Annotated in this window: 10 protein-coding genes; all 10 read left to right on the top strand. The window is 69.3% G+C overall.

What is annotated here, in order from left to right; genetic code table 11:
* Positions 1-25: 25 nt before the first annotated feature.
* From nuoE to nuoN, 10 genes are read left to right on the top strand one after another with little or no spacing between them, the layout of a single operon-like run.
* A complete protein-coding gene (gene nuoE / locus OG623_RS14080) occupies positions 26-844 on the top strand; it encodes an NADH-quinone oxidoreductase subunit NuoE (protein ID WP_406151813.1) in 819 nt (272 codons plus the stop codon).
* On the top strand, positions 844-2,217 hold the full coding sequence (gene nuoF / locus OG623_RS14075) for an NADH-quinone oxidoreductase subunit NuoF (protein ID WP_406146738.1): 1,374 nt from the start codon (positions 844-846) through the stop codon (positions 2,215-2,217). Before nuoE ends, nuoF begins: the two co-directional genes overlap by 1 nt.
* Positions 2,214-4,721 carry an NADH-quinone oxidoreductase subunit G gene (locus tag OG623_RS14070; RefSeq protein WP_406146736.1) on the top strand — a complete coding sequence of 836 codons (2,508 nt, stop codon included), beginning with the start codon at positions 2,214-2,216 and terminating at the stop codon, positions 4,719-4,721. The genes nuoF and OG623_RS14070 overlap by 4 nt, the downstream gene beginning before the upstream one ends.
* Positions 4,718-6,151 carry an NADH-quinone oxidoreductase subunit NuoH gene (gene nuoH / locus OG623_RS14065; protein WP_406146735.1) on the top strand — a complete coding sequence of 478 codons (1,434 nt, stop codon included), beginning with the start codon at positions 4,718-4,720 and terminating at the stop codon, positions 6,149-6,151. The genes OG623_RS14070 and nuoH overlap by 4 nt, the downstream gene beginning before the upstream one ends.
* The gene (nuoI, locus tag OG623_RS14060; protein ID WP_406146734.1) at positions 6,144-6,740 is read left to right on the top strand and encodes an NADH-quinone oxidoreductase subunit NuoI; all 597 of its coding nucleotides are present in this window, start codon (positions 6,144-6,146) and stop codon (positions 6,738-6,740) included. Before nuoH ends, nuoI begins: the two co-directional genes overlap by 8 nt.
* A complete protein-coding gene (locus OG623_RS14055) occupies positions 6,737-7,609 on the top strand; it encodes an NADH-quinone oxidoreductase subunit J (RefSeq protein ID WP_406146733.1) in 873 nt (290 codons plus the stop codon). The genes nuoI and OG623_RS14055 overlap by 4 nt, the downstream gene beginning before the upstream one ends.
* Positions 7,606-7,905 carry an NADH-quinone oxidoreductase subunit NuoK gene (nuoK, locus tag OG623_RS14050; RefSeq protein ID WP_099173920.1) on the top strand — a complete coding sequence of 100 codons (300 nt, stop codon included), beginning with the start codon at positions 7,606-7,608 and terminating at the stop codon, positions 7,903-7,905. The genes OG623_RS14055 and nuoK overlap by 4 nt, the downstream gene beginning before the upstream one ends.
* 12 nt (positions 7,906-7,917) lie before the next feature.
* Positions 7,918-9,813, top strand: a complete 1,896-nt coding sequence (gene nuoL, locus OG623_RS14045) for an NADH-quinone oxidoreductase subunit L (protein ID WP_406146732.1) — start codon at positions 7,918-7,920, stop codon at positions 9,811-9,813.
* 4 nt (positions 9,814-9,817) lie between these two features.
* Positions 9,818-11,389 (top strand): NADH-quinone oxidoreductase subunit M, encoded by a 1,572-nt coding sequence (locus OG623_RS14040; protein WP_406146730.1) that lies wholly within the window; start codon positions 9,818-9,820, stop codon positions 11,387-11,389.
* Positions 11,386-13,050 carry an NADH-quinone oxidoreductase subunit NuoN gene (gene nuoN / locus OG623_RS14035; RefSeq protein ID WP_406146728.1) on the top strand — a complete coding sequence of 555 codons (1,665 nt, stop codon included), beginning with the start codon at positions 11,386-11,388 and terminating at the stop codon, positions 13,048-13,050. Before OG623_RS14040 ends, nuoN begins: the two co-directional genes overlap by 4 nt.
* The last annotated feature ends 41 nt before the right edge of the window (positions 13,051-13,091 follow it).

The raw sequence follows: 13,091 nt of genomic DNA, 5'->3' as shown, positions 1-13,091 counted from the left end.
ATCCAACCAAGAAGTCAGCCTGGGGATGCCGCAGCTCCCCGCCCCCGCCTACCCGGCCGAGGTGCTCGCCCGGCTCGAAGCGGACGCGAAGGAGGTGATCGCCCGCTACCCGGGCAGCCGTTCGGCTCTCCTGCCGCTGCTGCACCTGGTGCAGTCCGAGGAGGGTTACGTCTCCCGTACGGGCATGGCCTTCTGCGCCGACCAGCTCGGCCTCACCACCGCCGAGGTCACCGCGGTCGCCACCTTCTACTCGATGTACAGGCGCAAGCCGAGCGGCGACTACCAGGTCGGCGTCTGCACCAACACGCTCTGCGCGGTCATGGGCGGCGACGCCATCTTCGACCGGCTCAAGGAGCACCTGGGCGTCGGCAACGACGAGACGACCGAGGACGGCAAGGTCACCCTCGAACACATCGAGTGCAACGCGGCCTGCGACTTCGCGCCCGTCGTGATGGTCAACTGGGAGTTCTTCGACAACCAGACGCCCCAGAGCGCGACGCGGCTCGTCGACGACCTGATCGCGGGACGCACCGTCGAACCCACCCGCGGCGCGCCGCTGTGCTCGTACAAGGAGACCGCCCGGATCCTGGCCGGCTTCCCCGACGAGCGCCCCGGCGCCGTCGAGGCCGGCGGCGGAGCGGGCGCCGCCTCGCTGATCGGTCTGAAGCTGGCCAAGGGCGAGGCCGTACCGCACGCACGCGTCGTCGGACAGCGGGGCGAGACGCCGCGGGACGCACCGCCGCAGAAGGGCGCCGAGCACCTCAGCTCCCATGACGCACCGCAGCCGACGTCGGCCTCCGACCCGGAGCACCCGGCCGGGCCGGCAGCCGAGGAGGGGGAGTGATGACCGTGGCCGCCGAGATCGACAAGAACGGGACAAGCCCGGAGAAGCTTCTGGCCCCGGTCCTCTCCTCCTTCTGGGACGAGCCGGAGCCCTGGACGCTGGACACCTACCGCCGCCACGACGGATACGAGGGCCTGCGCAAGGCCCTCGCCATGGAGCCCGACGACCTCATCGCGTACGTCAAGGACTCCGGTCTGCGCGGACGCGGGGGCGCGGGCTTCCCCACCGGGATGAAGTGGCAGTTCATCCCGCAGGGCGACGGCAAGCCGCACTACCTCGTGGTCAACGCCGACGAGTCCGAGCCCGGGACCTGCAAGGACATCCCGCTCCTCTTCGCGAACCCGCACAGCCTCATCGAGGGCATCGTGATCGCCTGTTACGCGATCCGCTCCTCGCACGCCTTCATCTATCTGCGCGGCGAAGTCGTCCCCGTACTGCGGCGGCTGCACGAGGCGGTGCGTGAGGCCCGGGAGGCGGGCTACCTGGGGACGAACATCCTGGGTTCGGGGCTCGACCTCGAACTCACGGTGCACGCGGGTGCCGGTGCGTACATCTGCGGTGAGGAGACCGCGCTGCTCGACTCGCTCGAAGGACGGCGTGGCCAGCCACGGCTCCGTCCTCCCTTCCCCGCGGTCGCCGGTCTGTACGCCTGCCCCACCGTGGTGAACAACGTCGAGTCCATCGCCTCGGTTCCCGCGATCCTGAACAGGGGCAAGGACTGGTTCAAGTCGATGGGCAGCGAGAAGTCCCCTGGCTTCACGCTGTACTCGCTCAGCGGGCATGTCACCAGCCCCGGCCAGTACGAGGCCCCGCTCGGCATCACCCTGCGCCAGCTGCTCGACATGAGCGGCGGCATCAGGGCCGGGCACCGCCTGAAGTTCTGGACACCGGGCGGCTCGTCCACCCCGATGTTCACCGACGAACACCTCGACGTCCCCCTGGACTACGAGGGCGTCGGCGCCGCCGGCTCGATGCTCGGCACCAAGGCGCTCCAGTGCTTCGACGAGACCACCTGCGTGGTGCGCGCCGTCACCCGCTGGACCGAGTTCTACGCCCATGAGTCCTGCGGCAAGTGCACACCCTGCCGCGAAGGGACGTACTGGCTGGTCCAGTTGCTCCGTGACATCGAGGCGGGCAAGGGCGAGATGGCCGACCTCGACAAGCTGAACGACATCGCCGACAACATAAACGGCAAGTCCTTCTGCGCACTCGGCGACGGCGCGGCCTCGCCGATCTTCTCCTCCCTGAAGTACTTCCGTGAGGAGTACGAGCAGCACATCACCGGCAAGGGCTGCCCCTTCGATCCGGCCAGGTCGACCCTCTGGGCCGACGACGAGGACGACAAGAACGCTCACCGGGGGGTGAACGCATGACAGTCACGACGAGTGCGCCCTCCGGGGGCGGCGAGGCGGCCGTTCCGCCCGAGGACCTGGTCACGCTGACCATCGACGGCATCGAGATCAGCGTCCCCAAGGGGACCCTGGTCATCCGGGCCGCCGAACTCCTCGGCATCGAGATCCCGCGCTTCTGCGACCATCCGCTCCTCGACCCGGCCGGCGCCTGCCGGCAGTGCATCGTCGAGGTCGAGGGCCAGCGCAAGCCGATGGCCTCCTGCACCATCACCTGCACCGACGGCATGGTCGTGAAGTCGCAGATCACCTCTCCCGTCGCGGAGAAGGCCCAGAAGGGGGTGATGGAGCTCCTGCTCATCAACCACCCGCTGGACTGCCCGGTCTGCGACAAGGGCGGCGAGTGCCCCCTGCAGAACCAGGCGATGTCGCACGGCGGCGCCGACTCCCGCTTCGACGGGAAGAAGCGCACCTTCGAGAAGCCCGTGCCCATCTCCACCCAGGTGCTGCTGGACCGTGAGCGGTGCGTGCTCTGCGCACGCTGCACCCGGTTCTCCAACCAGGTGGCGGGCGACCCGATGATCGAGCTGATCGAGCGCGGCGCGCTCCAGCAGGTCGGCACCGGTGAGGGCGACCCCTTCGAGTCGTACTTCTCCGGGAACACCATCCAGATCTGCCCGGTCGGGGCGCTGACCTCGTCGGCGTACCGCTTCCGCTCCCGGCCCTTCGACCTGGTGTCGACGCCCTCGGTGTGCGAGCACTGCGCCGGCGGCTGCGCGACCAGGACCGACCACCGGCGCGGCAAGGTCATGCGGCGACTCGCGGCCAACGAGCCCGAGGTCAACGAGGAGTGGCTCTGCGACAAGGGCCGCTTCGGCTTCCGCTACGCCCAGCAGCGCGACCGGCTCAGCACGCCGCTGGTCCGCAACGCGGAGGGTGTGCTGGAGCCCGCGAGCTGGCCGGAGGCGCTGGAAGCCGCGGCGGCCGGTCTCTCCGGGGCGCGTGGCAGGACGGGGGTGCTCACCGGAGGCCGGCTGACCGTCGAGGACGCCTACGCGTACAGCAAGTTCGCCCGGGTCGCCCTCGACACCAACGACATCGACTTCCGGGCCCGCGTCCACAGCGGTGAGGAGGCCGACTTCCTCGCCTCGCGGGTGGCGGGGCGCGGGCGCGATCTGGACGGCAGTGGGGTCACCTACACCGCTCTGGAGAAGGCGCCTGCGGTCCTGCTGGCCGGCTTCGAGTCCGAGGAGGAGGCGCCCGGCGTCTTCCTGCGGCTGCGCAAGGCCTTCCGCAAGCATGGGCAGCGGACGTTCGCGCTCGCCTCGCACACCAGCCGGGGCCTGGAGAAGGCGGGCGGCACCCTGCTCCCCGCCGCACCGGGCACCGAGACCGCGTGGCTCGACGCCCTCGCGGGCGGAGTCGGCCTGGACGACGACGGGGCGGTGGCGGCCGAGGCGCTGCGCGGCGAGGGTGCCGTGATCGTGGTGGGCGAGCGGCTCGCCGCGGTGCCGGGCGGGCTGACCGCGGTGCTGCGCACCGCCACGGCGACCGGCGCCGCACTGGTGTGGATCCCGCGCAGGGCCGGCGAGCGCGGCGCGCTTGAGGCGGGCGCGATCCCGTCGCTGCTGCCCGGCGGCCGTCCGGCGACGGACCCGCGGGCCCGTCAGGAGGTGGCGGCCCTCTGGGGCGTCGCCGAGCTCCCCGCCCGCTACGGCCGTGACACCGGCCAGATCGTGGAGGCCGCGGCCACCGGCGAACTGGCCGCGCTGCTGGTCGCGGGGGTCGACCCGGAGGACCTGCCGGACCCGGCGGGTGCGCTCCGGGCGCTGGACGAGGTCGGCTTCCTGGTCTCGCTGGAGCTGCGGCCCGGCGCGGTCACGGACCGCGCCGACGTGGTCCTGCCCGTCGCGGCCGTCGCGGAGAAGGCCGGCACCTTCCTCAACTGGGAGGGCAGGGCGCGGATGTTCGAGGCCGCGCTGAAGCCCGAGCAGCTGCCGAGGACGCTCTGCCCGACCGACGCGCGGGTGCTGCACATGCTGGCCGACGCCCTCGACGTACACCTGGGCCTGCCCGATCTGAGGGCGGCCCGAGGTGAGCTCGACCGCCTCGGCGGCCGGGAGGACGGCTTCGCCGACGATCCCCGGGTGGCGTCCAGCCCGGTGCCCAGGGCCGGTGACGGCGAGGCGGTCCTCGCGGGCCACCGGATGCTGCTCGACCGGGGCCGGCTCCAGGAGGGTGACGAGGCGCTGGCCGGGACCCGGCACGCGGCCGTCGCCCGGCTCTCCCCGGCCACCGCGGCCGAGTCCGGAGTGAAGGACGGCGATCTGCTGGCCGTCACCGGCCCGGCCGGCACCACCGAACTCCCGTTGACGGTGACCGAGATGCCGGACCGGGTGGTGTGGGTGCCGCTCAACTCCGTCGGCCGGGGCGTTCCCGCCGACACCGGCGCCCAGCCGGGCGGACTGGTCCGGATCGGCCCGGCCGCCCCGGGTTCGCACGTCGTGACAACGGAGGTAGGAGAGTGACCGGCCTCGCCCAACTCGCCGCGGCACCGCAGGGCACGGTCCTGGCCGCCGAGGACCTCTCGATGTTCGGTACGGACCCGTGGTGGCTCGTCGTCGTCAAGGCGGTGTTCTGCTTCGCGTTCCTGATGGCGACGGTGCTGTTCGCCATCGTGTGGGAGCGCAAGGTCGTCGCCTGGATGCAGCTGCGCGTCGGCCCGAACCGGCACGGCCCCTGGGGTCTGCTCCAGTCCCTCGCCGACGGCGTCAAGCTGATGCTGAAGGAAGACGTCATCGTCAAGCGGGCCGACAAGGTGGTGTACATCCTGGCCCCGGTCGTGGCCGCCGCACCGGCGTTCATGGCCATCGCGGTGATCCCGTTCGGCCCCGCGGGCAACGAGGTCTCGATCTTCGGCCACCGTACGACGATGCAGCTGACCGACCTGCCGATCGCGATGCTGTACATCCTCGCGGTCGCCTCCGTCGGGATCTACGGCATCGTGCTGGCCGGCTGGTCCTCCGGGTCGACGTACCCGCTGCTCGGCGGTCTGCGTTCCTGCGCCCAGATGATCAGCTACGAGATCGCGATGGGTGCCGCGTTCGCCTCGGTGTTCCTCTACTCGGGCTCGATGTCGACGTCGGAGATCGTGGCGGCGCAGGAGGACCGCTGGTTCGTCCTGCTGCTGCCGGTCTCCTTCATCATCTACGTCGTCACGATGGTCGGTGAGACCAACCGTGCGCCGTTCGACATGCCGGAGTCCGAGGGCGACCTGGTCGGCGGCTTCAACACCGAGTACTCCTCGATCAAGTTCGCGATGTTCATGCTCGCCGAGTACGTCAACATGGTCACGGTCTCCGCGGTCTCCGCGACCCTCTTCCTGGGCGGCTGGCGGGCTCCTTACCCGATCAGCACCTTCTGGGAGGGCGCGAACCACGGCTGGTGGCCGATGCTCTGGTTCGTCATCAAGGTGCAGCTGCTCCTGTTCTTCTTCATCTGGCTGCGCGGCACCCTGCCACGGGTCCGCTACGACCAGCTGATGAAGCTCGGCTGGAAGGTCCTGATCCCCGTCTCCGTGGTCTGGCTGATGCTGGTGGCCACCGTCAGGGCGCTGAACAACGAGGGCTACGACTACTCGAAGATCCTTCTGTATGTCGCGGGGGCCGTGATCGCGGTCCTGCTGATCTCCTTCGTGATCGACATCTTCCGCGACCGGCAGGCCAAGGCCGCGGAGGAAGCGGCCGGGCCGGAGCCGGCGTTCGACCCGATGGCGGGCGGCTATCCCGTGCCACCCCTGCCCGGGCAGACCCTGCCACCGGTGCCGCGACGGCGCCCGCGACGGGAGCGGGAGCTCGTTGTCAGTGGTGGGCCCGATACTCAGAGTGACGACCCTGTGGGTGCCGGAAGTTCGAGTGGCGGAAGTTCGAGTGACGGAAGGGAGGCTGACGGTGTCTGAGTCATCAGAACCCTCAGGGGAGAAGTTCCAGAATCCTGTGGCCGGCTTCGGCGTGACCTTCAAGGCCATGTTCAAGAAGCGGCTCACCGAGCAGTACCCGGAAACGCAGAAGGTGACAGCGCCGCGCTTCCACGGCCGGCACCAGCTCAACCGCCACCCGGACGGGCTGGAGAAGTGCATCGGCTGCGAGCTGTGTGCCTGGGCGTGTCCGGCGGACGCGATCTATGTGGAGGGCGCGGACAACACCGAGGAGGAGCGCTACTCCCCGGGCGAGCGGTACGGCCGCGTCTACCAGATCAACTACGCGCGCTGCATCCTCTGCGGGCTCTGCATCGAGGCGTGCCCCACCCGTGCGCTGACCATGACCAATGACTTCGAGCTCGCCAACACCACCCGCGAGAGCCTCATCTACACCAAGGACGAGCTGCTCGCGGGGCTCGAGGAGGGCATGGTCGACAGCCCGCACGCGATCTTCCCCGGCATGGACGAACAGGACTACTACCGCGGTGTGGTGACCGAGGCGGCGCCCGGCGCGGAGCGTCAGGTGGCCGTGTCCAAGGGTGAGTCGGACAAGGAGGTGGACGCATGACCGCCACGCTGGCCGCAGCGGCCACCGCCACCTCGACCGGCGAGGCCGTCCAGTTCTGGATCCTCGGCACCGTCGCGGTCATCGGTGCCCTCTCCACCGTCCTGGCGAAGCGGGCGGTGCACAGCGCGCTTTCGCTCGCCGGCACCATGATCGTGCTGGCCGTCTTCTACCTCGCCAACGGCGCCTACTTCCTGGGCATCGTCCAGATCGTCGTCTACACCGGCGCGATCATGATGTTGTTCCTCTTCGTGGTCATGCTCGTCGGTGTCACGGCGGCGGACTCGCTCAAGGAGACGCTCAAGGGCCAGCGCTGGCTGGCCGCCGCCTGCGGACTCGGCTTCGGTATCCTCCTGATCGCCGGCATCGGACAGGCGTCGCTGAGCAGCTTCAACGGCCTTGGAGCGGCGAACGCCCTGCACGGCGGCAACGTCGAGGGCCTCGCCAACCTCATCTTCACCAAGTACGTCTTCGCGTTCGAGATCACCGGTGCGCTGCTGATCACGGCGACCGTCGGCGCGATGCTGCTCACGCACCGCGAGCGCACCGAGCGGGCCAGGACACAGCGGGAGCTCTCCCAGGAGCGGGTGCGCAGCAGCCATGTGCCGCCGCTGCCTGCCCCGGGTGTCTACGCCCGGCACAACGCCGTGGACATCGCGGGACTGCTCCCGGACGGCACCCCGTCCGAGCTCACCGTCATGCAGACGCTGCGGCAGCGCGGTCAGATCCGCGATGTGTCCGACGAGTCGCTCGCCGATCTAAAGGCGCTGGAGCAGCGCTCGGGGGAGCGGCTCGGCCGTGGCCGCACACCGGCTCCTGACCGCGGACCATCCAGTGACCAGGCGGAAGAAGAGGAGGAGGTCGCCAAGTGAATCCCGTCAACTACCTCTACCTCGCGGCCCTTTTGTTCACGATCGGCGCCTCCGGCGTGCTGATCAGGCGGAACGCGATCGTGGTGTTCATGTGCATCGAGCTGATGCTCAACGCCTGCAACCTCACGCTGGTCGCGTTCTCCCGGATGCACGGCAACCTCGACGGTCAGATCATCGCCTTCTTCACGATGGTCGTCGCCGCCGCCGAGGTCGTCATCGGGCTCGCGATCATCGTGTCGCTCTTCCGCTCCCGTCACTCGGCCTCGGTCGACGACGCCAGCCTGATGAAGCTGTAAGGGGTCGGAATCGTGGAAAACCTGATTGCGCTGCTGGTCGCGGCGCCCCTGCTCGGAGCGGCGGTCCTGCTCTGCGGCGGCCGTCGGCTCGACCGGGCCGGCCACTGGATCGGCACGGTGCTCGCCGCCGCGTCGTTCGTCATCGGTGTCGTGCTGTTCACCGACATGCTGGGCAAGGGCGCCGAGGACCGCGCCCTGCACCAGAAGCTGTTCAGCTGGATCCCCGTCGAGGGGTTCCAGGCCGATGTGGCCTTCCAGCTCGACCAGTTGTCGATGACGTTCGTCCTGCTGATCACGGGTGTGGGCACGCTGATCCACATCTACTCCATCGGCTACATGGAGCACGACGAGCGCCGCCGCCGGTTCTTCGGCTATCTGAATCTGTTCCTCGCGGCGATGCTCATCCTGGTCATCGCCGACAACTACCTCCTGCTGTACGTCGGGTGGGAGGGCGTCGGTCTGGCGTCGTACCTGCTCATCGGCTTCTGGCAGCACAAGCCCAGCGCGGCCACCGCCGCGAAGAAGGCCTTCCTGGTCAACCGGGTCGGCGACATGGGCCTGTCCATCGCGATCATGCTGATGTTCACCACCTTCGGGACGTTCGCCTTCGGGCCTGTCCTCGAAGCGACCGGGGACACCGGCCAGGGCAAGCTCACCGCGATCGGCCTGATGCTGCTCCTCGCCGCCTGCGGCAAGTCGGCCCAGGTGCCGCTGCAGTCCTGGCTCGGTGACGCGATGGAGGGCCCGACCCCGGTCTCGGCCCTCATCCACGCCGCCACGATGGTGACCGCGGGCGTCTATCTGATCGTCCGCTCCGGTGCCATCTTCAACGCGGCGCCCGACGCCCAGCTGGTCGTCGTGGTCGTCGGTGCCGTCACGCTCATCTTCGGTGCGATCGTCGGTTGCGCGAAGGACGACATCAAGAAGGCACTCGCCGGATCGACGATGTCGCAGATCGGCTACATGATCCTCGCCGCGGGCCTCGGCCCCATCGGCTACGTCTTCGCGATCATGCACCTGGTGACGCACGGCTTCTTCAAGGCCGGGCTCTTCCTCGGCGCGGGTTCGGTCATGCACGGCATGAACGACGAGGTGGACATGAGGAAGTACGGCGGCTTGCGGACGTACATGCCGGTCACCTTCGTCACCTTCGGCCTCGGCTATCTCGCGATCATCGGCTTCCCCGGTCTGTCCGGCTTCTTCTCCAAGGACAAGATCATCGAGGCGGCCTTCGCCAAGGGCGGCACCGAGGGCTGGATCCTCGGCTCCGTGGCTCTGCTGGGCGCCGCGATCACCGCGTTCTACATGACACGCGTGATGCTGCTGACGTTCTTCGGCGAGAAGCGCTGGCAGCCGGACGCTGAGGGCCATGAGCCGCACCCGCACGAGTCACCGAGGTCCATGACGGTCCCGATGATCGTGCTGGCCTTCGGGTCGGTCTTCGCCGGAGGCTTCTTCTCCATCGGCGACCGCTTCCTGCACTGGCTGGAGCCGGTCACAGGACACGACCACGGACACGCCCCGGTCAGCGCGACCACGGTCACCGCCGCCACCATGGTGGTGCTGGTCATCGGTGTCGCCATCGCCTGGGCGATGTACGGGCGCAGGCCCGTCCCCGCCGTCGCCCCGCGCGGCTCCCTGCTCACCAGGGCGGCCCGCCGGGATCTCCTCCAGGACGACTTCAACCATGTGGTCCTGGTCCGCGGTGGCGAACACCTCACCCGCTCCCTGGTCTACCTCGACCACACCCTGGTCGACGGTGTCGTCAACGGCACGGCCGCCTCGATGGGCGGGCTCTCCGGCCGGCTGCGCAAGCTGCAGAACGGCTACGCCCGCTCCTACGCGGTCTCGATGTTCGGCGGTGCGGCGGTCCTCATCGCCGCGACCCTGCTGATGAGGGCGGTCTGATCCCATGTCCTTTCCCCTCCTGACAGTGACGGCGGCGCTTCCGGCGGTCGGCGCGATCGCCACCGCCGCCGTCCCGGCCGCCCGGCGCACCGCGGCCAAGTGGCTCGCCCTGGTCGTCTCGCTGGCGACGCTGGTCCTGGCCGGCATCGTGTTCGCCCGCTTCGAACCGGGCGGCGAGCGCTACCAGATCACCGAATCGCACGCCTGGATCAAGGACTTCGGCGTCCGCTACGAACTGGGCGTCGACGGCATCGGGGTGGCGCTCCTCGCGCTCACCGCGCTGCTGATCCCCTTCGTCATCCTGGCCGGCTGGCACGACGCGGACCCCCTGGAGACGCACTCCAGCCGATGGCGCCCCACCCAGGGCTTCTTCGCCCTGATCCTGATGGTGGAGGCGATGGTGATCCTCTCCTTCGTGGCCACCGACGTCTTCCTCTTCTACATCCTCTTCGAAGCCATGCTCATCCCGATGTACTTCCTCATCGGCGGCTTCGGGGACCGGGCGCACTCGGGGAGCGACGAGAACGCCGCGGCGCAACGCAGCTACGCCGCCGTGAAGTTCCTCCTCTACAACCTGGCCGGCGGCCTCATCATGCTGGCCGCCGTCATCGGGCTCTACGTCGTCGCGGGGAGCTTCTCGCTCTCGGAGATCGCCGAGGCCCGCGCCAACGGATCGCTGGACATGGCGACCTCCACCGAGCGGTGGCTGTTCCTCGGATTCTTCTTCGCCTTCGCGGTGAAGGCCCCGCTGTGGCCGCTGCACACCTGGCTGCCCAACGCCATGGGAGAGGCGACCACCCCGGTGGCCGTCCTGATCACCGCGGTCGTCGACAAGGTCGGCACCTTCGCGATGCTCCGCTTCTGCCTCCAGCTGTTCCCGGACGCCAGCAAGTGGGCCACGCCGGTGATCCTCGTCCTGGCGCTGATCTCCATCGTCTACGGCGCCCTGCTCGCCGTGGGCCAGCGGGACATCAAGCGGCTCATCGCCTACGCGTCGATCTCGCACTTCGGCTTCATCGTGCTGGGGATCTTCGCGATGACCAGCCAGGGCCAGTCCGGTGCCACGCTCTACATGGTCAACCACGGGATCTCGACGGCCGCGTTGATGCTCGTCGCCGGATTCCTGATCACCCGGCGGGGGTCGCGGCTCATCTCCGACTACGGCGGGGTGCAGAAGGTGGCGCCCATCCTGGCGGGGACGTTCCTCGTCGGCGGTCTGGCCACCCTCTCGCTGCCCGGACTCGCCCCGTTCGTCAGTGAGTTCCTGGTCCTGGTCGGCGCGTTCAGCGCGTATCCGGTGGTCGGCATCATCGCCACCGTCGGCATCGTGCTCGCCGCGCTGTACGTCCTCGTCCTCTACCAGCGGACGATGACGGGACCGGTCAGGGAGCCGGTCAGGGGCATGCCCGACCTCAAGGCCCGTGAGCTGGTGGTGGCCCTTCCGCTGATCGCCCTGCTGATCTTCCTGGGCGTCTTCCCGAAGCCGCTCACCGAGGTCGTCAACCCGGCGGTCCAGCACACCATGCACGACGTACAGAAGAAGGACCCCCAGCCCGAGGTGGAGGCCGCCAAGTGAGCGCAACAGCTGTCCACAGCCTGTGGACGACGGCGAGCGGGGTGACATCGGCTGCCGCGGGCGACAAGATCACCGCACCGGCCATCGAGTACGCCCAGCTGGCACCCGTCCTGATCGTGGTCGGCGCAGCCGTCCTCGGGATCCTGGTGGAGGCCTTCGTCCCGCGAAGGGCGCGCTACACCACCCAGGTGTTCCTGACGATCGTCGCCATCGCCGCCGCGTTCGCCGCGGTGGTGGGGCTCGCGGCCGACGGATACGCCACGAAGAACGCCCACATCGCCGCGATGGGCGCGGTGGCGGTCGACGGACCCGCCCTGTTCCTCCAGGGCACCATCCTGCTCGTCGCCGTGGTCTCCGTGTTCACGTTCGCCGAGCGGCGCCTCGACCCCGCCTCGCACGGAAACCGGGTGGACTCCTTCGCCGCCCAGGCCGGTTCGGTGCCCGGCAGCGAGGGGGAGAAGGCCGCGGTCAAGGCCGGCTTCACCACGACCGAGGTCTTCCCGCTCGCCCTGTTCTCCGTGGCGGGCATGCTGGTCTTCCCGGCGGCCAACGACCTTCTGACGCTCTTCGTGGCGCTGGAGGTCTTCTCGCTCCCGCTCTACCTGCTGTGTGCCGTGGCCCGTCGCAAGCGGCTCATGTCGCAGGAAGCCGCCGTGAAGTACTTCCTGCTCGGCGCCTTCTCCTCGGCCTTCCTGCTCTTCGGGATCGCCCTGCTCTACGGATACGCGGGCACCGTCTCCTACGCGGGCATCGCGAACGTCGTCGACGGCACCGTCCAGAACATCGACCCGGCGCTCGCCGACACCATGGGCAACGACGCGCTGCTGCTGATCGGCGGGGCGATGGTTCTCATGGGCCTGCTCTTCAAGGTCGGCGCGGTCCCGTTCCACATGTGGACCCCGGACGTCTACCAGGGGGCTCCGACCCCGGTCACCGGCTTCATGGCCGCCGCCACGAAGGTCGCCGCGTTCGGCGCGCTGCTGCGCCTGCTGTACGTGGTGCTGCCCGGCCTCACCTGGGACCTGCGTCCCGTCATGTGGGCCGTCGCGATCGTCACGATGCTGGGCGGGGCGATCGTCGCGATCACCCAGACCGACATCAAGCGGCTCCTGGCCTACTCCTCGATCGCCCACGCGGGGTTCATCCTCGCCGGTGTCATCGCGGCCAGCCCGGAGGGTGTCTCCTCGGTCCTCTTCTACCTCGGGGTGTACTCCTTCGTGACCGTCGGCGCCTTCGCCGTCGTCACCCTGGTGCGGGACGCGGGGGGCGAGGCGACGCATCTGTCGAAGTGGGCCGGACTCGGCCGGCGCTCACCGCTGACGGCGGCGGTCTTCGCCGTGTTCCTGCTGTCCTTCGCCGGTATCCCGCTCACCTCGGGCTTCTCCGGCAAGTTCGCCGTCTTCAAGGCGGCGGCGGACGGCGGCGCCGGCGGTCTCGTCGTGGTCGGTGTGATCTCGTCGGCCATCGCCGCGTTCTTCTACATCCGGGTCATCGTCCTGATGTTCTTCAGCGAGCCGAAGGCGGACGGCCCCACGGTCGCCGTCCCGTCCCCGCTGACGATGACCACGATCGGCGTCGGGGTCGCCGTGACCCTGGTGCTGGGCCTGGCCCCGCAGTACTTCCTCGACCTGGCGAGCCAGGCGGGTGTGTTCGTGCGGTAACGGCAGAAGTACGCGGTGACGCCGGACGGGCCTTGGAAAGT

This window comes from Streptomyces sp. NBC_01012 (assembly GCF_045162755.1).
GTDB lineage: Bacteria > Actinomycetota > Actinomycetes > Streptomycetales > Streptomycetaceae > Streptomyces.
The sequence above is the reverse complement of the archived record's forward strand: the minus strand, read 5'-3'. Positions and strand labels throughout refer to the sequence as shown.

Bases quoted from the DNA above. Each gene is read 5' to 3' on its own strand.
- OG623_RS14055 (WP_406146733.1), top strand. From the start codon at position 6,737: ATGACCGCCACGCTGGCCGCAGCGGCCACCGCCACCTCGACCGGCGAG.
- nuoE (WP_406151813.1), top strand. From the start codon at position 26: ATGCCGCAGCTCCCCGCCCCCGCCTACCCGGCCGAGGTGCTCGCCCGG.
- OG623_RS14040 (WP_406146730.1), top strand. From the start codon at position 9,818: ATGTCCTTTCCCCTCCTGACAGTGACGGCGGCGCTTCCGGCGGTCGGC.
- nuoF (WP_406146738.1), top strand. From the start codon at position 844: ATGACCGTGGCCGCCGAGATCGACAAGAACGGGACAAGCCCGGAGAAG.
- OG623_RS14070 (WP_406146736.1), top strand. From the start codon at position 2,214: ATGACAGTCACGACGAGTGCGCCCTCCGGGGGCGGCGAGGCGGCCGTT.